The organism is Prevotella sp. SGI.167 (assembly GCF_050313615.1).
Classification (GTDB): domain Bacteria; phylum Bacteroidota; class Bacteroidia; order Bacteroidales; family Bacteroidaceae; genus Prevotella.
In genome coordinates this window covers 67,444-89,431 of the sequence record NZ_JBNPLT010000005.1, presented here as the reverse complement: position 1 = coordinate 89,431, position 21,988 = coordinate 67,444, and the positions used below count along the sequence as shown (strand labels likewise).

Sequence of the window (21,988 nt, the reverse complement as noted above, 5' to 3'; positions counted from 1 at the left end):
AATAGCAGAATCTGAAAAAAAATGCGTAACTTTGCAGCCGCAAATAAATGAATATCAATAATTAATAGAAAATAAAGGAGAAAATATGGCATATTTGTTTTCATCAGAATCAGTTTCTGAAGGGCATCCAGATAAAGTATCTGATCAGATTTCAGACGCATTGCTAGACCAGTTCCTGGCATACGATGACCATTCACACTGTGCAATTGAGACCTTTTGTACTACTGGTCAGGTTGTCATCATGGGCGAGGTGCGTTCTAATGTATACGTAGACTTGCAGACTATAGCACGCAAGACCATCAAGAAGATTGGTTATACCAAGAGCGAATATCAGTTCGATGGTGATTCTTGCGGTATTCTTACTGCTATTCATGAGCAGAGTGATGACATCAACCGTGGCGTATGTCGTGAGGAAGATGAGAATCAGGGTGCTGGTGACCAGGGTATGATGTTCGGTTATGCTACTAATGAAACCGAAAACTACATGCCTGTATCACTTGGCCTGGCACAGCTCATCATGCGAGTACTTGCTGATATCCGTAAGGAAGGCAAGGTGATGACTTATCTTCGTCCAGACTCCAAGAGTCAGGTTACTATCGAGTACTCTGATGATAATATTCCACAGCGCATCGATACCATCGTTGTTTCTACCCAGCATGATGATTTCATCAAGAAGGAAAATGGTGAGGATGACGATGAGGCTATGCTGGCTAAGATTCGTGAGGATGTGCTCAATATCTTGATTCCACGTGTCAAGACACACTTGAGCGATAAGGTGTTGGCTCTCTTCAACGATGATATCAAATACTTTGTAAATCCAACAGGTAAGTTCGTTATTGGTGGTCCTCATGGAGATACTGGTCTTACAGGTCGTAAGATTATCGTAGATACCTATGGCGGTAAGGGTGCTCATGGTGGTGGTGCCTTCTCTGGTAAGGACTCTAGTAAGGTAGACCGTTCTGCTGCTTATGCAGCTCGTTATATCGCCAAGAATATGGTAGCAGCTGGTGTTGCAGACGAAATGTTGGTACAGGTAAGTTATGCTATCGGCGTGGCAGAACCTGTAAGCATCTATGTGAACACTTATGGCAGAAGTCATGTGAATATGACAGATGGTGAAATCGCCAAGAAGATTGCCGAGATGTTCGACCTCCGTCCAAAGGCTATTGAGCGCCAATTGAAATTGCGCCAGCCAATGTTCTTTGAGACTGCTGCTTATGGTCACATGGGACGTAAGAACGAAGTAGTAGAGAAAACCTTCACCAGCCGTTACCATGAGGCAAAGACCATGAAGGTTGAACTTTTCACATGGGAGAAACTTGACAAGGTAAACGAAATAAAGAAAGCATTCGGACTATAAGGAAAGGATAAATATAAAGAATGGTGCAACAAGCAGATTCGATATTGACAGCAGAAACAGCACTTGAGGCTGCAGAACAGCAGCAGGTGCAGAAGCAACATGGCAGCCAACTCACACCCAAACAGGTGCTGAGTTGGCTGCCAAAGAATGCAACCCCTGCTCAGCAAGATTCAATGATACGCGCGCACATTAAACCTAGTCAAATACACTGGAGCGAAATGCCCGACACGTTGCATCTACCAGGACATAAACCAGGAAAGAGTTTTCGTGATGTCAGTTTACCACAGTATTATCGCGAATCATTCTTTTCTAAGGATTCATTGTTTCACCCAGAACTGAAAGGTGGCCGATTAGGTGTTGCGGGAGATCCTGTACCCTATACGGTGGCAGGAGATAATTTCATTACCTCGCTCCTGTTGCTCTGTTTTGTGATGGCTTGTGTGGCATTCGCTAAAACCAAGCAACTCATTCTGCGGCAGGCAAAGACTTTTTTCCGTACCCCATCGTTGGGAACAACTGAGATATCGGAAACAAGCAATGAAATCAGATTCCAGTTCTTCTTCGTATTGCAGACGTGTCTCCTGATAGCTATAGGATATTTCATCTATTCCAAGGCTTCTATCAGCGATACTTTTACCATCGAGCAATATCAGGTGATAAGTATATATGCGGGATGCGTGGGAGGATATTTCCTAATGAAGGCAATCCTCTATAGCATATCGGGTTGGGTGTTCTTTGATAAGAAAAAAAATGTACAATGGCTTAAAGCTTACCTCTTTCTGATATCCTGTGAAGGGGTGGCTTTGTTCCCTATGGTGATGCTGCTGTCGTATTTTGATTTTTCGCTTCAGGTGGCGGTCATTTATACGCTAGTAGTACTAGGAATAGTTAAAATATTATCGTTTTACAAGACATATCTAATCTTTTTTAAAAGAAATGGTGTGTTTTTGCAAATATTTTTGTACTTTTGTGCCCTCGAAGTGGTACCGTTGTTTGCCCTATGGGGTGGACTCGTATTGATAAGTCATTATCTGAAAATAAACTTTTAAGACAAAATGGTAAAGAAGATTTTAGTTTCTCAACCCAAACCAGCAAGTGAGAAGTCTCCTTATTTTGATATTGAAAAGGAATTCGGCGTGGAATGTGTTTTCCGCCCATTCTTTAAGGTTGAGGGACTTACAGCTAAGGAATTCCGTCAGCAGAAGATTAATCTGTTAGACTATACTGCCGTGGTATTTACTTCACGCCATGCAGTAGACAACTATTTTAAGTTGGCAAAAGAAATGCGCATTACCATCCCTGAAGACATGAAATACTTTTGTGTCATCGAGACGATTGCGCTCTACATCCAGAAGTACGTGCAGTATCGTAAGCGCAAGGTTTTCTTTGGCGATACAGGTAAGATTGACGGTTTGATGGCACAGATGGCTCGTCATAAGACCGAAAAGTATCTTGTTCCATTGAGCTGCGTTCATAATGATGATATCAAGGACTTGCTTGATGAGAAGAAGTTGAAGCACACAGAGTGTGTGATGTATCGTACTGTAAGTAATGATTTTACTGAAGAGGAGATAAAGAACTTCGACTATGACATGATGGTTTTCTTCAGTCCAACAGGTGTAAAGGCCCTCAAGAAGAATTTCCCTAAGTTTGAACAGGGCAATATAGCCTTGGCTGCTTTTGGACCAGCTACAGCCAAGACTGTGGCAGATGAAAATCTCCGCCTTGACTTGGAGGCTCCTACCAAGGAATTCCCTTCTATGACAGGAGCGCTGAAGGATTATCTGAAACGTCATAATAAATAGATTATTAGAGAATTGTAAATATGTCGGATCAAGGAATATACACATTCGGAAAAAACGAGCATCTATGCAAGCATCTGCTGATAGATTTGCTCTTTAAGGGACATGCCAAGGCTATGACGGCATGGCCTATACGAATGGTATATTTACTGGTAGACAAAAAGGAAGAGCAGGAGCAGTCGGTGCAGGTACTGATCAGTGTTTCCAAACGCTTTTTTAAGCGAGCTGTTAAACGTAATAGAGTGAAGCGACAAATTCGTGAGGCTTTCCGCTATAACAAGATGGCTTTGGAAGAACAGATGAAGGACCTGTCTGGTAAACAATTGCTTGTGGCTTTCATTTGGCAAGATGGAAAATTGCATGAATCGGCTGAAATCAATGCCAAGATGCATCAGCAGATGAAGCGATTGGTTGAGAAATTGCAAAATGAAACGGGAGTGAAGAAATCATCTTGTGCTGAGCCTGGTTTATGAGAAAGTTGTTGCATTCTTTAATGCTTGGTATAAAAAAAGCATTGATGTGGGGATTGTTGCTACCAATCATCTTCTATCAGAAGTGCATAACCCCTTATACGCCACCATCGTGCCGCTTTCAGCCCACTTGCTCAGAATATGCGAGACAAGCCATTCTGAAGCATGGTCCTTTCAAAGGACTTGCTTTGGCTATATGGCGTATCTTGAGATGCAACCCTTGGGGTGGTTCGGGCTATGACCCCGTGCCGTAAGTTTCCGACTGTATCGTTGGGCCCCATATACATATTATATAATATATAAAGAAATCACATTCGATGGCAAAAAATTTTGTTGAAGAATTGAAATGGCGTGGTATGCTGGCGCAGATTATGCCAGGTACTGAGGAATACCTTAACACCCACATGGTGTCTGCCTATCTCGGAACAGACCCTACTGCAGACTCTCTGCACATCGGTCACCTTTGCGGTATCATGATGTTGCGTCACTTGCAGCGTTGTGGTCACAAACCTTATCTCCTCGTTGGAGGTGCTACAGGTATGATTGGCGACCCTTCTGGCAAAAGCCAGGAGCGTAATCTTCTCGACTCTGAGACTCTCTATCATAACCAGGAAGCTATCAAAAAACAGGTGGCTAAGTTCCTTGATTTTGATGGTAATGAGCCTAACAAGGCTGAGTTGGTAAACAACTACGACTGGATGAAGGACTTCACCTTCCTCGACTTCGCTCGTGTGGTAGGTAAGCACATTACTGTTAACTATATGATGGCGAAGGATAGCGTGCAGAAGCGTTTGAATGGTGAGGCTCGTGACGGTTTGTCTTTCACAGAGTTCACTTATCAGTTGCTTCAGGGCTACGACTTCCTCTATCAGTATGAGAAGTATGGCGTGCGCCTCCAGCTGGGAGGTAATGACCAGTGGGGTAACATGACTACCGGTACAGAGCTGATTCACCGTACATTGGGTAACGATGCAGAGTGCTTCTGCCTCACTTGCCCATTGATTACCAAGGCAGACGGCAAGAAGTTCGGTAAGACAGAGAGCGGTAACATCTGGTTGGATCGAAACCGTACTACTCCTTATGCTTTCTACCAGTTCTGGTTGAACGTAAGCGATGACGACGCTGAGAAGTATATCAAGATCTTTACCGACCTTGATAAGGAGACTATCGATGCCCTCGTAGAGGAGCACAAGCAGGATCCAGGTCGCCGTGTACTCCAGAAGCGTCTGGCTGAGGAGGTTACCGTGATGGTTCACTCTCAGGAGGACTTGGATATGGCTATCGCAGCCAGCAACATCCTCTTCGGTAAGGCTACCAAGGAGAACTTGGCACAGCTCGATGCGGCTACATTGAACGATGTTTTCGCTAATGTACCTCACTACGACCTCGACAAGAACTTGCTCGGTGGTACTGCTGTTGACCTCTTCAACCAGGAAGGTATGCAGATCTTCCCAAGTAAGAGCGAGATGCGCAAGCTCGTTAAGGGTGGTGGCGTTTCACTCAACAAGGAGAAACTCGCAGCTTTCGACCAGGTAATCACTGCTGATGACCTGATTGACGGCAAGTATCTTTTGGTTCAGAAAGGTAAGAAGAACTACTTCTTGATTACCGTTAAGTAATCGTTAAAAGTATTGAAAATATTTGGTAGTGGAGAAAAATTCCACTACCTTTGTAGCCGATTTGCTTGTCCTATGGTGTAATGGTAGCACTACAGTTTTTGGTTCTGTCAGTGGTGGTTCGAATCCGCCTGGGACAACAGGTCATAAATAACCCTTCAAGTCTTTGCGGATTTGGAGGGTTATTTTGTTATATAAGAGTTTAGTTTAGGTAGAAAAGGTTTATGCAAGAGATAGACTTGATATTTCAGCAGCATTATCGTCCACTATGTCTTTATGCCACTCATTATCTGCATGATATCGATGAGGCTGAAGATGTAGTGCAGGATTGTTTTGTGAAATTGATAAGCAGGAGCATCATGCCGGAAAACATCAAGGCTTTCTTATATACCTCTGTGCGTAATGCCTGCATCGACCGGTTGCGCCGCCAGTCTCCGATAGATACGGAGATTTCTCCTTCTGATTTGAGCGGCACAATCTCTGATAATCAGGCGCAGGAAAGTTCTTTCCGGGAGGCGGAACTGTGGACGGCTATCGAGCTATTACCCGAACGATGCAGGGAAATCTTCCTGATGAGCAAGCGTGATGGCATGACTTATCGGGAGATTGCCGAGGAACTGGACCTGTCGGAAAAGACCGTGGAGCATCAGATTTCCAAGGCTTTAAAGACCTTGCGAGGCAAGAAAGAGGATTTTCTTGCAGATTTTTGCTATATTTTACCTTTCATCCATGGGGGTATTCTGTAATTCTTGCGTTATAGCAATAAAAGAATGAATAAAAGTACAGTTATGAAAGGTAAAGAGTTTATTTTTGCGCTCTCAATTCTTGCCTTGCCAACACCAACGTTGGCAGGTACGCCGAAGATGATGGTGGAGGCTCAGACTTCTACCACCATCCGTCAGCAGATGGATTGGCTGCACCGCACCAGAAAAATCAACTTCGTTTATGATTCATCGCTTGATGGGGATTTGAACATCAAGTATCATGGACCAGATATCCAGCATCTTTCGGTGAAGAAGGCACTGAAGGTGCTTTTCGAGAAAACTCATATTCTATATACTATCAATGCGAACTATGTGATATTGAAGCGAAAACCCATACAACAAATATCTACATCTTACACGAATATCAATCACAAAGTTCAGCAGGTTCAGCGTCGCCACACTCTCAGCGGATATGTCCGTGACGAGAGTGGCGAATCGCTGATCAATGCCACCATCTATGATCTGACGGATGGCATCGGTACAACATCCAATGAATATGGTTTCTTTTCGCTTACCCTGCCCGAGGGCGAGCACCAACTCCGCTTTTCGTATGTGGGCTATGCCGACAAGGTGGAGAAAGTGAATCTCTCGAAAGATATGCATCATAATATGGCGCTCCGTGTTGATGCTAAATTGCCTGAGGTGGTGGTAGATGGCGATTTGAACTCTCCGCTTCTTACCACGCAAACCGGTAAGCGCTCCTTTTCGAACAAGGATATCAAAACCGAGTTCGCCCTGATGTCTTCGCCTGATGTGGTGAAAACCCTGCAGCGCGTGAGTGGAGTGGCAGAAGGACAGGAGTTGGCAAGCGGACTCTATGTGCATGGTGGTAATGGCGACGAGAATCTTTATCTGATAGATGGTACTCCGCTTTATGATACGAATCATGCGCTGGGTCTTTTCTCCAGTTTCAATGCCGATGTGGTGAAGAACGTGGATTTCTACAAGAGTGGCTTTCCTGCACGATATGGTGGAAGATTGTCGTCGGTGGTGGATGTGCGTACTGCCGATGGAAACATGAATCAGTTTCATGGTGCCTATCGCATCGGACTGCTCGATGCCAGTGTGCAGTTTGAGGGACCTATCCGGAAAGGCAAGACCTCTTATAATATAGGTATGCGCCGTTCCTGGTTGGATCTGCTGTCCCGTCCCTTGACCAAGGCTTTCTCTGAGCCAGACGAGAAACTTTCGATAGGTTATTACTTTATGGATTTGAATGCCAAGGTAACCCATCGGTTCAGCGACCGTTCGAAAATAGACTTGAGTCTTTATCACGGCAAGGACAGTTGGGACGTGAAGGATGATTATGATGAAAGTAAGGCGGATGGGTATCAACCCAACCAAATCTATGACAAGGATTTGACGAAGTCGCAGCTGGATTGGGGAAACTTTAATGTAGCACTCAACTGGAACTACTTGTTCTCTCCGAAGCTCTTCTCAAACATTACTGCGGTGTATTCCCATAATCGTTCCAAGTTGTATTCCTTGGATGATGATCGTTACATCAGTCCATCGGGAGAGAATGCCACTTCTGTCACTCACTTGGAGCATGGTTATACCTCAACGATTTATGATGCGGGCTATCGTCTGGCATTCGATTACCGTCCGAACCCTCGTCATCATTTCCGTTTTGGAAGCGACTATACGATGCATCTCTTTCGCCCCCAGACAGCTATGCAATTGGATTATACTGGATATGAGGGAAATGCATCAGCCCAAGTTGATACCATCCGAATGAATAGTAGTAATCGTCATGTGGCGCATGAGTGGACGGCATACGCAGAGGATGAAATCAATATCAACCGCAACTGGAGTATGAATGTTGGCTTCAATATGGCCCTTTTTCATATCAGTAATAAGAACTTCTTGAATATCGACCCACGTTTTGCCCTGAAATATCAACTGAGCAATGAGGTGTCGCTGAAGGCTTCCTTTACTCAGATGACCCAGTATGTGCATAAGGTTTCTAACAGCTACTTGTCCTTGCCTACAGATTATTGGGTACCGACTACCCAAAATCTGAAGCCAATGCGTTCTTATCAGTTTGCGGCAGGAATCTATGCCCAGCCCAACCGCCATTGGCTTCTGTCGCTCGAAGGGTATTACAAGTTGTCCAAGCATCTGCTTCAATACAGCAGTTGGGTAGGCATAGAGCCGCCTGCTGAGCATTGGGATTCGCAAGTGATGGATGGCAAGGGGCTCTTCTATGGCGTTGAGGCTGATGCCACTTATCGCACCAATCATCTGACCTTGAGTGGTTCTTATACGCTCTCTTGGAACAAGCGAAAGTATGATGACTTCTATCAGGATTGGTATTACGACAAGTTTGACAACCGCCATAAGTTGAATCTGTCCTTGCGATATGCGTTTAACAAGAAGGTGAGTTGCTTTGCGGTCTGGAACTATCACACGGGCAATCATGCCACGGTGCCAACCCAGTTGGCGGCATTGCCAAGCTTGCCAGATCAAGAAGGCAAGTATTACGGGAATTGGTGGAATTCCGCCTCTTATGTCTATGCCATCCCCAATAATTTGACGCTTCCAGCTTATCATCGCTTGGACTTGGGATTCGATTTCCGTCATGTCACCAAGCATGGACATGAGCGCATTTGGAATTTGAGCATCTATAATGCTTATTGCCATCTCAACTCGATGTACGTCAAGGTGGACTATAATGAGGTTACGCAGCAGTTTGAGGCGAAAAACAAGGGATTTATTCCAATAATACCTTCATTTAGCTATACTATCAAGTTTTAAAACAAAAGAAATTTCATTGTATATGAATACAAATCATAGAAGAATAAAAATCAATGTAAGTTGGAGATGGGGACTGTTCTTCTTTTTGATGAGCGTGGTCTTTTCTTCTTGCATAGATGATTTTGATGTAAAGAAGCTGCAAGATACTCCCCGATTGGTACTTTATTGTTTTCCTACGGAGGGAGACACCACACTTATTGTTGTAACGAAAAGCTTGCCCGTTTCTTCGTTCAAAGGAGATATAGATACCCAATCACGCTTGCCCGTGGATGCAAGTGTCGTATATAAGGTAAATGGGATGCCACAGGAGGTGAAACGTATCGAAAACATAAAGGAAGCGCAGTCCTTTTCTCAAGTTTCCGATAGTTGGTTTCTTTCTACTCTAATAGGACAGTATTATGCCGTAGGAAAGCAGAAGGCAGGAGATAAGATTGAGGTCCAGGTGTCGGCAGATGGTCTCTCCGAGGTTTTTGCTTCGACTTCCATTCCTGAGAAGGTTGATGTAAATATAGGTGACATCCACTTGCAAGAGAAATCGTCGGATCATGATGTTTATTTCTCGGTAGATAAGTTGGAAGCGACTTTTAGTGACCCAGCTTCAACCACGGATTATTATTCTGTGAAGGTAACTCGCAAGCAGAAATATGGAAACTTGAAAGGTGTTCCCAAAGAAGGCAATAGATGGCAACATGATGTTTATGTTAATAATTACCAAGATTATCTTAATTATTTGGGTAGGGAGGATGAATATGAATGGTGTTTTGATAGTTTGGCATCAAATATCGTTTGGCCTGAGATGGTGACCACCAGTGAGCCATTGATTAACAAGAAGTCAGAGTTGGATAATGATTTCGGCTTTGACGAATACAAATACTTTGATGATGTTTATATCTTCAATGACCGGACGATAAATGGACAGACCTATACGATGCATTTGGAAGTGAACAGTAATGATTCTTATTGGCACACGTATGATGGTTGGGACCGTTTGTTTGGCTTTACTTATAATGTACAACTTTGCAAGGTTACTCCAGAGTACTATCGCTTCTTGAAGAGCATTAACGATGCGCAGAGCAATAGTTGGGCGGACGCTGGATTGATGCAGGTGACACCTACTTATTCGAACGTAAAAGGTGGTTTCGGTGTAGTGGCAGGATTTAATGTCTGTGAAGCTTCGAAGTATATCGCTCCATTGCCATCGGCACCATCGGATAATCAAGGCGGAATATATACCAAATAAAAAAGGTGAGGAGTATGAAAAGAAGTCTTTTTATCATTTTAGGTACCTTGTGCTTTGCCATTGCCGGCAAGGCACAAGGTTCTGATGTTTCTGTTCAGAAGAAGAATACGGGTTATCGTATCTTGAATGATACCATGGAAGCGGTGAAGGATTCTATGACTTTTGAACAGCGTGTGGAGATGATCAATCGCATGAAGCGAAAGCAGGATACCAAATTGCTGCGCTATGAGTCTGGTATTACGGGCGGATTCTGTGATGCCAATGAAAGTAGCTACATGGTTGAGTTGACATTTGCCTATTATCCCCTGACCTATGTCGGTGTTTCCTGTGGAATAGAATGGAACGATAACCACGGGGATAGACCCTTGATAGACCGTTATGAGGATGATGAATATGATCCGAAGAGGGTTATTAAAATCAACCTGACACCAGGTTTGGCTTTTCGTACTCCTACCTTGTGGTTGAGCAAGCGTCGTGCTGCGGGCTTGATGCTGCATTGCGAGCCTGGACTCTGCATCACGCCATTTTGTAATGATAAGGTGAAGTTTACCGAAATCAAGGACGCACAAGGTGTGGGGCATCCTGCATCTTATACAGATGAGCTTTATGGCAATGTAACTACCCGAACTGTGAGGAATCATGGCGGAAAATGGCTGGCTTGGCGCATCAAGTCGGCTTTGACCTTCCGTTCGGGCGACGTGTTTCTATCTTTGGGATGGCTGACAAGCGACTTCAATATCGAAAATGGCAGAAACAATATCCGCTATACGAAGGGTAAGCGATATAATGGCATCGAGAAGTATAAGCACACCAATACGCTCTTTGCATCTATTACAGGACAATTTTAAAGGAAGAAAGGGATTCTATGATGAAGATCAACAAGAATGAACAGGATTTTGTGCTGAAGTATTTTCAGTCGGGCAAGCTGGATACCAGAAAGGCCTTGCAGAAGGTGAAGGCTCGGGCAGGCATTGCTGATGAAGAGATTTCGCATGCAGCAACTGTATCTTTACGCATGCGTCGCATCCGCTGGATAGCTGTGGCTGCATCTATTCTGGTGCTCTTCACCATAGGCGCCTATACGCTTTTGCAGCCAAAGACGGTGACGCTTTCTGCCGAATCGGAAGTAGTGGCATATCATCTGCCTGATGGAACGAAGGTATCGTTGATGCCTCATTCTTCTCTTTCCTATCAGGAAGATGATTGCAGAAAGGTGGAGATGAAGGGCTGCATCTATTATCAGGTGAAGCATGATGAACAGCATCCTTTCGATGTGATGGGAGAGCATGGACATGTAAGAGTGCTCGGTACCCAGTTTATGGTGGATGAAAGAACGGATGTTCCCGAAGTAATGGTAACCAGTGGAAAGGTGCTTTTCACGGCTCGCAGTTCTGCTGAAGGTGTCTTCCTGATTAAAGGCAAGCGGGCACGTCTGTTGAAAGGAGCTGTCCAGCCTGAGTTGTTGGCTGATTATGATATCAATGATGTGGCATGGGCTACGCATCGACTGCATTTCGACAATACTCCATTATCCGAAGTATTGAAGGAACTTTCTAAATTATCAGGCACAAGATATACGGCTTCTGATGAGAGTAAGCGTCTGACGGGTGATTTCGAAACAGATTCCATCCCACAGGTTATCCAGGTAATAGAAGAAACATTGGGTGTTCAGATACAATAAGTGTTGGATAAAGCATCGCAAAAAGGGACTAACTTATGAAAAGTAGTCAATAAAATGAGAAAATAAGTAAAAAGGTCGCATCTTTCGTATTGATTAAGAGCGAGATTCAAAATAATTTTGTATCTTTGCCCTCGTAACAAATCAAACAATTGATAAATATATAAAAGTATGGACTTTAACAAACTATTCTCATTGGAGGGTAAGGTTGCCCTCGTGACAGGTGCCGCATACGGTATCGGTTTCGCTATTGCTGAGGCTTATGCCAAGGCAGGTGCTAAAATTGCTTTCAACTGCCGCAGCCAGCATCACATGGATCAGGCTCTTGCTGATTATAAGGCTAAGGGTATTGATGCCAAGGGTTATATCTGCGATGTAACTGATGAGGAGCAGGTGAAGAACATGGTTGCTGACATCGAAAAGGAACTCGGCGTTATCGACATCCTGGTTAACAACGCTGGTATCATCAAGCGCATTCCTATGACAGAGATGTCTATAGATGACTTCAAGCAGGTAATCGACATCGACCTTACTGCACCATTCATCGTATCTAAGGCAGTTATCCCAGGCATGATCAAGAAGGGTCATGGTAAGATTATCAACATCTGCTCTATGATGAGCGAGCTGGGTCGTGAAACCGTTTCTGCATACGCTGCAGCCAAGGGTGGCTTGAAGATGTTGACTCGTAACATCTGCTCTGAGTATGGTGAGTACAATATCCAGTGTAACGGCTTGGGCCCAGGTTATATCGCAACTCCACAGACAGCACCTCTTCGTGAACGTCAGGCAGATGGTAGTCGTCATCCATTCGACAGCTTCATCTGTGCAAAGACTCCAGCTGGTCGCTGGTTAGAACCAGAGGAGTTGGAAGGTCCAGCTGTGTTCCTGGCTTCTGAAGCATCTAATGCAGTCAATGGTCACATTCTTTATGTAGATGGTGGTATCTTGGCTTACATCGGCAAGCAGCCTAAATAAGATAAGGACCCTATCACAAGGTTAGTTAAATAAAAAATCCCATCCTTGCACAAATTGCGAGGATGGGATTTTTATGATATACAATAATAGGCTATCTGTGAGGATAGTCCTATTATGTTTAAAAATAATCTTTACAATTATTTATTGAGTGCATCAGCCAACTCAGCGCCAGCTTTGAACTTTGCAACCTTCTTGGCAGCAATCTGGATCTTCTCCTTAGTTGCTGGGTTGATACCCTCACGTGCAGGACGCTCGTTTACGCTGAAAGTGCCGAAGCCTACCAACTGGATTTTGTCACCTGCGATGAGAGCTTCTTTCAAAGCGCTTGTTGTAGCATTGAGAGCTGCCTTAGCCTGTTCCTTTGAAATCTCAGCACCTGCTGCAATCTTGTCAATCAATTCTGTCTTGTTCATAATTTTACGTTATTAAATGATTAGTAATTTTTGCCTTTTTGTCCTTTTTGCTTACAAATATAGCTTTTTCCTTTGAAAGTTCAAATAAAAAAAGCAGAAAAGTGATGAAATTATCGAAAATTAAGTGTAATATGCTTATTTTTTGATGTTTTCACGGATATTTTTAGTAATTTTGCCCCCAAATTACAAAAATATTCGATAATTAATTAATAAGAAAGTTTATAGTTATGCGCAATATACCAATAGTTACAAAGAATTTGCTGATAGTGAATGTTGTTGCCTTTCTGGTGTGTTTTTTGATGGGAAAGAACGGACCAGACGGCTATGTGCTCAATGATTTGCTGGGACTTCATTTCTTTTTAGCATCTGATTTCCATATTTATCAGTTGTTTACTTACATGTTTATGCATGGAGGTTTTGAGCATATTATTTTTAATATGTTTGCTTTGTGGATGTTTGGATGTGTTGTAGAACGAGTATGGGGGCCGAAAAAATTCCTTTTTTATTACATTGCATGTGGCGTGGGAGCGGGCCTTTTTCAGGAAGCTGCGCAGGCTGTGCAGTTCTATGTCGTAGCTTCTTCTCAGTTGCCAGGATTGTCTTTTTCTGATTTGACTGTAGTTGCTCATAATAGTTCTGCTGTGCTTAATCAATGGACTACTGTAGGTGCTTCTGGTGCAATCTATGCCATTTTGTTGGCTTTTGGTATGATTTATCCGAATGAGCGTATTTTTATATTCCCGTTGCCTATACCAATCAAGGCTAAGTATTTTGTTATTGGTTATGCAGCCATAGAACTGTTCTCTGCGTTGGCAACTACAGGTGATGGTGTTGCTCATATTGCCCATTTGGGAGGTATGGTATTTGGATTCTTTATGATTAGATATTGGCGTAAGCAGGTAGATGGTGGTTATGGCGGCTCTCATACGGCTGATGCATTTGATAAGTTAAAGAATATGTTTGGCGGAAAACGTAATACAGGTAAGAGAAACTTTACCTATACCCGTAATGATTCTTATACTTCTCAATACGAGCAGGATGCAGAGTGTACCACCAACGAGAAAGTTGTCTCTCAAGAGGAAATAGACCGTATCTTGGATAAGATAAGGAAAAGTGGATATGATAGTTTGACCAAAGAGGAAAAACAGTCTCTCTTTGACCAGAGCAACAAGTAATATCGTAGATGAAAACTTATGTTTAAAGGATTTAAGGAATTTACTTATCGGATGATTGCTGGTGCCAATGTGGCTACGATAGTAATCATGTTCTTGGTAGGCTTCTCAGATGTCTTGTCACCTGAGAAGCTTGGCATTTTTACAAATGCTGGGCTTACTTTTCCGTTATTCTTGGCAATCAACTTGTGTTTTCTCCTCTTTTGGTTATTGTTCCGTCCAAAATATGCTACAATACCATTTGTGGGATTTCTGGTATGCTTTGTTCCTGTTCGTAAGTATATGCCCATTAATGTAAATGGTGAGACTCCTTCTAAATGTATCAAGGTGCTTTCATATAATACGTGGAATTTTGGCGACCAGACAGAGGATTCTGAAGGTACTAATATTTCTTTAGCATATATTCAGGAACAAGATGCAGATATTGTTTGTTTGCAGGAAGCGATGCCAACCTCAAGAAATGTTCAGCAGATAGATAGTTTGTTAAAACCGCTATATGCTTTTCAAGATACGACCATGCATCCTGGTGGTGGAAATTGCCTGATGCTCTTGAGTAAATTCCCGATATTATCAAAGGAAATTATTCCTTATCAGTCTAAAGGTAATATGAGTGTGGCTTATCGCTTAAATATCAGGGGTCGAGAAGTGTTATTGGTTAATAATCATCTGGAAACGACTGGTTTAAGTCTGGAAGAAAGAAAGCAGTTTAAAAGACTTGTAGTGGGAAAACTGGAAGTGGATACTGCTGAACATACATCAAAGCTTTTAGTTGTGAAGTTAGCTGAAGCTACCCGAAAGCGTGCCTCGGAAGCTGAGGCTGTGGCCAGCTATCTGAAGCATTATGGGAAAATGAGTAAAATAGTTTGTGGGGATTTTAATGACGGTCCTATTTCCTATGCACATCGGACGATAGCTAATGGATTGACTGATTGCTTTGTTTCCAGTGGCAACGGATTGGGGATTAGTTACCATCATAGTGGATTTTTTGTTCGCATTGACAATATTTTATGTTCAGATGATTGGGAACCTTACGAGTGTAAAGTTGATGATAAAATCGCTGTTTCTGACCACTATCCCATCATTTGTAAGCTAAAAATGAGGGCTAAACATCAAAAATAGCGCAAATTATTCTTATTTACGAAAAAAAATGCGTATTTTTGCACGTCATTATATATGTAGCAACAATAATAAGACTGAAAATAAATAAATTAATAACAATAAAATAGAAATGCAAAACAAAGGAATTGTAATTTGTGTAGCCGTCTTACTGACACTCGCAAGTATCTTCTATTTGTCATTCTCGTTCGCCACACGTTATTATGACGGCGAGGCTGCAAAGATCAAAGACCCTATTGCACAGCAGGATTATAAGGATTCTGTTAAGTACTTGGGTGTTTATTCTTATCAGAACTGCTTGGAGACTCAGATTGGTCTTGGACTTGACCTTAAGGGCGGTATGAATGTAATCCTTGAGATTTCAGTACCTGATGTAATTGAAAACCTTGCCGATCACAAGACCGACGCTGGTTTTACCAATGCCATGAAGGAAGCTAGAGCTCAGGAAGAAGCTAACGGTGGTGACTTCGTGTCACTTTTCATTAACGCTTATCACAAGAGCGCACCTGGTCATAAACTTGCAGAAGTGTTCGCAACTCAGCAGTTGCAGGGCAAGGTTTCTCCTCAGAGCAGCGATGCAGAGGTAGAGAAGGCTATCCGCGCTTCTGTACAGGAGGCTATCGACAACTCTTTCAACGTTGTCCGCACCCGTATCGATAAGTTCGGTGTTGTTCAGCCTAACATCCAGAAGTTGGAAGGTCAGCAGGGCCGTATCATGGTAGAAATGCCTGGTATCAGCCAGCCAGAGCGTATGCGTAAGATGCTTCAGGGTAGTGCTAACCTTGAGTTCTGGGAGACATATAACTCAGAGGAAATCGCTCCTTATCTCCAGCAGCTCGATACTCATATCGCTAATGGTGACAATGGTGAGGAGAAGAATGATACTGTAGCTGCAGATTCTGCTGCCGCTAAGAAGAAAGTAGCTAAGGCAGAGCCTAAGAAGGCTGAGGCTAAGTTCTCTATCAAGAAGAAGGACGATGCTGCTGCCAAGGTAGGCGAGGATGCTCAGAATGCTGCTGCTATCAAGGCTCACCCATTGTTGGCTCGTTTGCAGCTCGGTGGTGGTTTGAGTATTGTTGGTTATGCCAGCGTTCGCGATACAGCTGCTATCAACAAGATTATCTATTCTGCAGTGGCTAAGCGCCTGCTGCCTTCAGACTTGCGTTTGCTCTGGGGTGCACAGCCTGCTGACAATATCAAGATGAAGAATATCTATGAGCTTCACGCTTTGAAGGTGACAACTACTACAGGTCGTGCTCCATTGGAGGGTGATGTCATCACAGACGCTAAGGATGAGTTCGACCAGATGGGTTCTCCTGTTGTAAGCATGAAGATGAATACTGAGGGTGCCCGCAAGTGGGCTCAGATGACCAAGGCTAACGTGGGCAAGGCTATCGCTATCGTTCTGGATGGTGTAGTTTACTCAGCTCCTCGTGTAAACGGTGAGATTGATGGTGGTAACTCACAGATTTCCGGTAACTTCACTATCGAAATGACCAAGGACTTGGCTAATACATTGAAGTCTGGTCGTATGCCAGCTCCTGCACGTATCGTTCAGGAGGAGGTTGTAGGTCCTACTCTCGGTGCACAGTCTATCCAGATGGGTATTGTATCATTCGTTGTAGCTTTCGTACTCCTGATGGTTTACATGGTTATGATGTACAACATCATTCCTGGTATGATGGCTAACCTGGCATTGCTCGTCAATGTATTCTTCACACTCGGTATTCTGACGTCCTTCCAGGCAGCCTTGACATTGCCAGGTCTTGCCGGTATGGTCTTGTCTCTGGGTACTGCCGTGGATGCTAACGTGCTTATCTATGAGCGTATCAAAGAGGAGCTTCGCTCTGGCAAGGGTATGAAGCAGGCTGTAGCTGCCGGTTATGGTAATGCTTTCTCTGCTATCTTCGACTCTAACTTGACTTCGTTGATTACTGGTGTTATTCTGTTGACAACTGGTACAGGTCCTATCCGTGGTTTCGCTACCACATGGATCATCGGTATCGTAGTTTCATTCTTCACTGCTGTGTTCCTGACTCGTCTGGTTTACGACTATAAGTTGAACCACGACAAGTGGATGCACTGCAAGTTTGATACTCCTGTTTCTCACAACCTGATGCAGGGTAAGAAGTACAAGTTCATGTCTATGTACAAGACTACCTTCACCGTAGCTATCATTGCTGCTGTGGTATTCATCGGTAGCTTCTTTGTTCGTGGCTTGAGTAAGAGTATCGACTTCACTGGTGGTCGTAACTATGTGGTACAGTTCGAGAACCCTGTAGAGCCTGAGCAGATCCGTACCGTTCTCGGCGATGCATTCGTCAATGCAGACGGAACCAAGGCTACTACCAGCGCTATCGCTATCGGTACAGACGGTAAGACTATCCGTGTATCTACCAACTATATGATTGAGAGCAACAGTCCAACTGTTGACGATGAGGCTGAGACTATCCTCTACAATGCCTTGAAGAAGGCCAACCTGGTATCTCAGAAGAGTGTTGAGGCATTCAAGAACCCAGACGTTCGTCAGGGTGGTTCTATTATCAGTAGTACTAAGGTAGGTCCTTCAGTAGCTAAAGATATCACTATGGGTGCTATCTATAGTGTGCTCTTCGCTCTGATTGCCATCTTCCTCTACATCCTGGTACGTTTCCGCAACGTGGCCTTCTCTGTAGGTTCTACTATTGCGTTGGCATTCGATGCCTTGACAGTAATCGGTTTCTACTCACTCCTGTGGGGGCTCGTTCCATTCTCATTGGAGATCGACCAGACCTTCATCGGTGCTATCCTGACCGTGGTAGGTTACTCTATCAACGATAAGGTGGTAGTATTCGACCGTATCCGTGAGAACTTGAAGTTGCATCCAAAGGGAGATCGTCAGCAGATCTTCAATGCATCTATCAATGAGACATTGGCTCGTACCATCAATACATCTACATCTACATTGATTGTGTTGCTCTGTATCTTCATCCTCGGTGGTGACAGTATCCGCAGCTTCTCATTCGCAATGATTCTGGGTGTTGTATTCGGTACATTATCTTCTATCTTCATCGCTTCTCCTATGGCTTACATCGTTCTTGGTCGCAAGATCAAGGAGGAGCCAGCTGAGGAGGTTGCTGTTGCAGAAGTTAAGTAAAAAGTTGTTTTATCTTATTTCCATCTGGTGAAAACTGGATGGAAATAGATAACGGCAAATACTATAAATAACAAAAGGTCGCTTCCTGGTTTCTAGGAGCGACCTTTTATAGTTTTTACCAGATGATTCCGGTAAATAAGGTTTGTAGTAGAAGAAGTGGTCCCACCGAGAATCGAACTCGGATCAAAGGTTTAGGAAACCTCCGTTCTATCCATTAAACTATGGGACCTTCCCTTGCTAAAACAGTCAGATCTTTCTGCGTTTTGCAATTTGACTGCAAAGATACATCAAATCATTGACACGACAAAATTATTAACTATGTTTTTATCATTGTTGTTATCAAGTTTCCTCACTTTTGTTGAGTTAAACTGTGAAAATCTCTTCGATACGAGTCATGATTCGCTTAAAAATGATGTTGAGTTCCTTCCAGAAAGCAACTATCATTGGACTCCCGTCCGCTATTGGCGTAAACTGAATCTTCTGTCTCAAACTATAGTTGCTTTGGGCTATGAAGATTACTCAGTCAAGCATATAAGCAATAATGGAGAAATGGCAACTCATGTTGCCAACTCGATGACTGATTCTGGCAAAAAATGGAAACTTCCGGATTTCGTTGCTCTTTGTGAAGTGGAAAATGATAGCGTGTTGTTTGATTTAACCAAGCGCTCTGCTCTTCGTACGGCAGGTTATGAGTATGTAATGACGAATTCTCCTGATGAGCGTGGTATTGATGTTGCTCTCATGTATCATCCCTTTTCTTTTGCTTTGATTCATTCCTGTCCTATTCGTATTAAGCGATTACCCCATTCGCGTCCTACGAGAGATATATTATATGCTTCCGGTCGGATCATGAGTGATGATACTTTACATATATTTGTGGTTCATGCACCGAGTCGTAGAGGTGGTGAATTGGTATCCAGACCTTATCGTATGCAGGTAGCCAATCAACTGGCAGCTGCCGTTGATTCTATCTATGCAATCAATGATAGTGCCAAAATTATTGTGGCAGGAGATTTCAATGATTATCACGACTCTCCTGCACTTGAATATCTTTATCAGCATCATCTTATTAATATTTCTTCTAAAGCTAAAGGGAGTAATGGTGCTAAGGCTACTTATCGTTGGCATGGTGAATGGAGAAGTCTTGACCAGATTCTGCTGAGTGAATCGATGCAGCATCAGGAAAATGTCAGCAGGATAGGAGATTTGCCTTTCTTGCTCGAAGATGATGAGAAATATGGTGGTAAAAAACCTTATCGAACCTACCTGGGTCCGAAGTATTTAGGGGGTTACAGTGATCATCTTCCATTAGTGGCTCGGATTCTGATAGATGATAAATAAGGCATGATTTGCTTGACTTTTCTCAAAAAAGAAGGTGTAAAATGCACTTTTTTGTGAAAAAGCTTGCATATATTGCACAAAATTCGTAATTTTGCGCACGATTTACAAACATATAGTATTAAGATAACAATGACTCACAATTTGTTAAAAGGCAAGCGTGGCATCATCTTCGGTGCACTCAATGAGGAATCAATCGCTTGGAAAGTAGCCGTTAAGGCTGCTGAAGAGGGTGCTACCATCGCACTCAGTAATACAGCTATGGCTTTGCGTATGGGTACGCTGGATAAGCTCGCTGAACAGATCAACGCTCCTGTCATCGCAGCGGATGCGACCAGCGTTGAGGATTTGGAAAAGGTATTCACTGAGGCTCAGGAGAAGCTCGGTGGCAAGATTGACTTCGTGCTCCACTCTGTTGCTATGAGCCCTAATGTTCGTAAGCATCGTACATACGATGATCTCGACTACAATTTCTTGAACAAGACTTTGGATATTTCTGCTATCTCTTTCCACAAGATGTTGCAGGTAGCCAAGAAGTTGGATGCTATCAATGAGTGGGGTTCTGTAGTAGCTCTCACTTACGTAGCTTCTCAGCGTACTTTCTTCGGTTACAACGATATGGCTGATGCCAAGAGCATGCTCGAGAGCATCGCACGCAGCTTCGGCTACATCTATGGTCGTGAGAAGCATGTCCGCATCAATACCATCTCTCAGAGCCCTACAGCTACAACAGCAGGTAAGGGTATCAAGGATATCGCGAATATGATGGACTTTGCTGACAAGATGTCTCCACTCGGAAATGCGGTAGCAGAGGATTGCGCTAACTATTGCGTAATGATGTTCTCTGACTTCACCCGCAAGGTAACTATGCAGAACCTCTTCCACGATGGTGGTTTCTCATCTATGGGTATGAGCCTCCGCGCCATGAACCAGTATGCTAAGGATATGACTCCTTACGAGGATGAGAATGGGAAGGTTATCTACGGATAATTGAAAAAATAAGGAAAGAATGATGTATTACACATCATCACATCTACTCATAATAGGCAATACATGCTGTTTCCTACAGGGAAAGCGGTGTATTGCCTATTTGTCTTTTGGCTCACATCGAACGGTGTGAGCACATGCGTCGAACGTCGTAAATGTTCACATCGTACGACGCACAAGCAAGCTTCGCTCGGTGCACGGCGTGTGATATGCATACTTTAAACTATATGAATAACAGCCTGGCAGAGTCTTGATTTGTTAATTATACAGCTGAAGGGTAACCTTTTTCCTTTTGAATATGTGCTTAGATTAGTTTTAATAGTTGTTTCTTGTATATTATAGATGCAATATTCTTCCTGTTTTTGAGTTTATTTATATATAATAAGGTGTAAATTGTCAATTCAAGAAAGAATATAATGAAAAAGAACATTGCTATCGTGATGATGTTGTTGCTTTCTGCTATAGGAGCAATGGCACAAGGTGAGGAGAATCCTGTAGGAAGATTTTCTGTGATTCCTCGTATCGGTGTGGCTATCGCAAATCTGAGTGATAATTCCATTTATCTGACAACAGAAAACGGCAGGGAGGTGAAGTCTAAGAATCAGACTGGATTCTTGGGCGGACTTGATGTGGAGTATCGTGCCACAGACTATCTGAGTGTTTCTCTAGGTGCTTGTTATGTCCGTCAGGGTGCCAGATGGGGTGATTATGAGATGGCAGAAAATGGGAATGTTGTTAATAATGGCATCAAGAAATATACGGGTGTCAAGAATCATCATCTGAATCTTGACTATGTTCAGATTCCTTTGATGCTGAAAGCATACGTGGCTCCTCAGTTTGCCATCATGGCTGGTGCACAGGTGGGTTTCTTGTGCGGTGATGGCAAGATGTTGTCGGAAGAAACAGAGTTGGAGAAGGATAATAAGACTGGTTCTACTCTTTACAAGGAAAGCCGGGAAGTGGAGAGTATTTACGCTGCCAAGAAGGTGAATGTGTCTATTCCTGTGGGTTTATCGTATGAGTATATGAACGTTATTCTGGATGCCCGCTATCATATAGGTTTAACCAAGGTAAATAAGGAGGATGCCGGAGATTCCAAGAATAAGGTATTCACCTTTACAATAGGCTATCGCTTTGCGCTTTAATAAGAAAAAGCTCTATATC

19 protein-coding genes and 2 tRNA genes are annotated in these 21,988 nt (G+C 43.3%); 19 read left to right on the top strand and 2 right to left on the bottom strand.

The window, feature by feature from the left end; all coding sequences use genetic code 11:
* Nucleotides 1-85 precede the first annotated feature (85 nt).
* From metK to ACQRBJ_RS04195, 13 genes are all read left to right on the top strand, one after another.
* Nucleotides 86-1,360 (top strand): methionine adenosyltransferase, encoded by a 1,275-nt coding sequence (metK, locus tag ACQRBJ_RS04255; RefSeq protein WP_294971342.1) that lies wholly within the window; start codon nucleotides 86-88, stop codon nucleotides 1,358-1,360.
* 20 nt (nucleotides 1,361-1,380) lie between these two features.
* Nucleotides 1,381-2,409 (top strand): DUF4271 domain-containing protein, encoded by a 1,029-nt coding sequence (locus ACQRBJ_RS04250; protein WP_294971339.1) that lies wholly within the window; start codon nucleotides 1,381-1,383, stop codon nucleotides 2,407-2,409.
* Nucleotides 2,410-2,415: 6 nt separating this feature from the next.
* Nucleotides 2,416-3,165: a uroporphyrinogen-III synthase gene (locus ACQRBJ_RS04245; protein ID WP_153122002.1), complete on the top strand. Its 750-nt coding sequence runs from the start codon at nucleotides 2,416-2,418 to the stop codon at nucleotides 3,163-3,165.
* A gap of 20 nt (nucleotides 3,166-3,185) precedes the next feature.
* On the top strand, nucleotides 3,186-3,635 hold the full coding sequence (gene rnpA / locus ACQRBJ_RS04240; protein WP_445302931.1) for a ribonuclease P protein component: 450 nt from the start codon (nucleotides 3,186-3,188) through the stop codon (nucleotides 3,633-3,635).
* Nucleotides 3,632-3,886, top strand: a complete 255-nt coding sequence (gene yidD / locus ACQRBJ_RS04235) for a membrane protein insertion efficiency factor YidD (protein WP_153122004.1) — start codon at nucleotides 3,632-3,634, stop codon at nucleotides 3,884-3,886. Before rnpA ends, yidD begins: the two co-directional genes overlap by 4 nt.
* 63 nt (nucleotides 3,887-3,949) lie before the next feature.
* Nucleotides 3,950-5,251: a tyrosine--tRNA ligase gene (gene tyrS / locus ACQRBJ_RS04230; protein ID WP_445302930.1), complete on the top strand. Its 1,302-nt coding sequence runs from the start codon at nucleotides 3,950-3,952 to the stop codon at nucleotides 5,249-5,251.
* 66 nt (nucleotides 5,252-5,317) lie between these two features.
* Nucleotides 5,318-5,388 (top strand) — tRNA-Gln (locus ACQRBJ_RS04225).
* Nucleotides 5,389-5,472: 84 nt separating this feature from the next.
* Entirely contained in the window at nucleotides 5,473-5,994 is a 522-nt protein-coding gene (locus ACQRBJ_RS04220) for an RNA polymerase sigma-70 factor (RefSeq protein WP_445302929.1), read from the top strand.
* A 24-nt stretch (nucleotides 5,995-6,018) separates the two neighbouring features.
* Nucleotides 6,019-8,769 carry a TonB-dependent receptor gene (locus ACQRBJ_RS04215; protein ID WP_445302928.1) on the top strand — a complete coding sequence of 917 codons (2,751 nt, stop codon included), beginning with the start codon at nucleotides 6,019-6,021 and terminating at the stop codon, nucleotides 8,767-8,769.
* 22 nt (nucleotides 8,770-8,791) lie between these two features.
* Nucleotides 8,792-10,009 (top strand): DUF4249 domain-containing protein, encoded by a 1,218-nt coding sequence (locus ACQRBJ_RS04210; RefSeq protein ID WP_295346948.1) that lies wholly within the window; start codon nucleotides 8,792-8,794, stop codon nucleotides 10,007-10,009.
* Nucleotides 10,010-10,023: 14 nt separating this feature from the next.
* The gene (locus tag ACQRBJ_RS04205) at nucleotides 10,024-10,857 is read left to right on the top strand and encodes a hypothetical protein (protein WP_445302927.1); all 834 of its coding nucleotides are present in this window, start codon (nucleotides 10,024-10,026) and stop codon (nucleotides 10,855-10,857) included.
* A 17-nt stretch (nucleotides 10,858-10,874) separates the two neighbouring features.
* Complete coding sequence (locus ACQRBJ_RS04200; RefSeq protein WP_445302926.1) at nucleotides 10,875-11,690, top strand: FecR family protein; 816 nt, start codon at nucleotides 10,875-10,877, stop codon at nucleotides 11,688-11,690.
* A gap of 168 nt (nucleotides 11,691-11,858) precedes the next feature.
* Nucleotides 11,859-12,662: a gluconate 5-dehydrogenase gene (locus ACQRBJ_RS04195; RefSeq protein WP_295346951.1), complete on the top strand. Its 804-nt coding sequence runs from the start codon at nucleotides 11,859-11,861 to the stop codon at nucleotides 12,660-12,662.
* Nucleotides 12,663-12,799: 137 nt separating this feature from the next.
* Here the strand turns inward: ACQRBJ_RS04195 and ACQRBJ_RS04190 are convergent, their stop codons facing one another.
* Nucleotides 12,800-13,075, bottom strand: a complete 276-nt coding sequence (locus ACQRBJ_RS04190) for an HU family DNA-binding protein (RefSeq protein ID WP_153122011.1) — start codon at nucleotides 13,073-13,075, stop codon at nucleotides 12,800-12,802.
* Nucleotides 13,076-13,302: 227 nt separating this feature from the next.
* Here ACQRBJ_RS04190 and ACQRBJ_RS04185 point away from each other — a divergent pair, with 227 nt between their 5' ends.
* The 3 genes from ACQRBJ_RS04185 (at nucleotide 13,303) to secDF (ending at nucleotide 18,499) form a co-directional block, all read left to right on the top strand.
* Nucleotides 13,303-14,250: a rhomboid family intramembrane serine protease gene (locus ACQRBJ_RS04185; protein ID WP_295346952.1), complete on the top strand. Its 948-nt coding sequence runs from the start codon at nucleotides 13,303-13,305 to the stop codon at nucleotides 14,248-14,250.
* 18 nt (nucleotides 14,251-14,268) lie between these two features.
* Complete coding sequence (locus tag ACQRBJ_RS04180) at nucleotides 14,269-15,366, top strand: endonuclease/exonuclease/phosphatase family protein (RefSeq protein WP_441932975.1); 1,098 nt, start codon at nucleotides 14,269-14,271, stop codon at nucleotides 15,364-15,366.
* 109 nt (nucleotides 15,367-15,475) lie between these two features.
* A complete protein-coding gene (gene secDF, locus ACQRBJ_RS04175; protein ID WP_441935812.1) occupies nucleotides 15,476-18,499 on the top strand; it encodes a protein translocase subunit SecDF in 3,024 nt (1,007 codons plus the stop codon).
* Nucleotides 18,500-18,656: 157 nt separating this feature from the next.
* On the opposite strand, the gene ACQRBJ_RS04170 is transcribed toward secDF, so the two are convergent.
* A tRNA-Arg gene (locus tag ACQRBJ_RS04170) sits at nucleotides 18,657-18,728 on the bottom strand.
* Between the two features lie 89 nt (nucleotides 18,729-18,817).
* Here ACQRBJ_RS04170 and ACQRBJ_RS04165 point away from each other — a divergent pair.
* From ACQRBJ_RS04165 to ACQRBJ_RS04155, 3 genes are all read left to right on the top strand, one after another.
* Nucleotides 18,818-19,840, top strand: coding sequence for an endonuclease/exonuclease/phosphatase family protein (locus tag ACQRBJ_RS04165; protein ID WP_445302955.1), 1,023 nt, complete (start codon nucleotides 18,818-18,820; stop codon nucleotides 19,838-19,840).
* Between the two features lie 129 nt (nucleotides 19,841-19,969).
* On the top strand, nucleotides 19,970-20,827 hold the full coding sequence (locus tag ACQRBJ_RS04160; RefSeq protein WP_441935811.1) for an enoyl-ACP reductase FabI: 858 nt from the start codon (nucleotides 19,970-19,972) through the stop codon (nucleotides 20,825-20,827).
* Between the two features lie 413 nt (nucleotides 20,828-21,240).
* Nucleotides 21,241-21,969, top strand: coding sequence for a porin family protein (locus tag ACQRBJ_RS04155; protein ID WP_295346955.1), 729 nt, complete (start codon nucleotides 21,241-21,243; stop codon nucleotides 21,967-21,969).
* The last annotated feature ends 19 nt before the right edge of the window (nucleotides 21,970-21,988 follow it).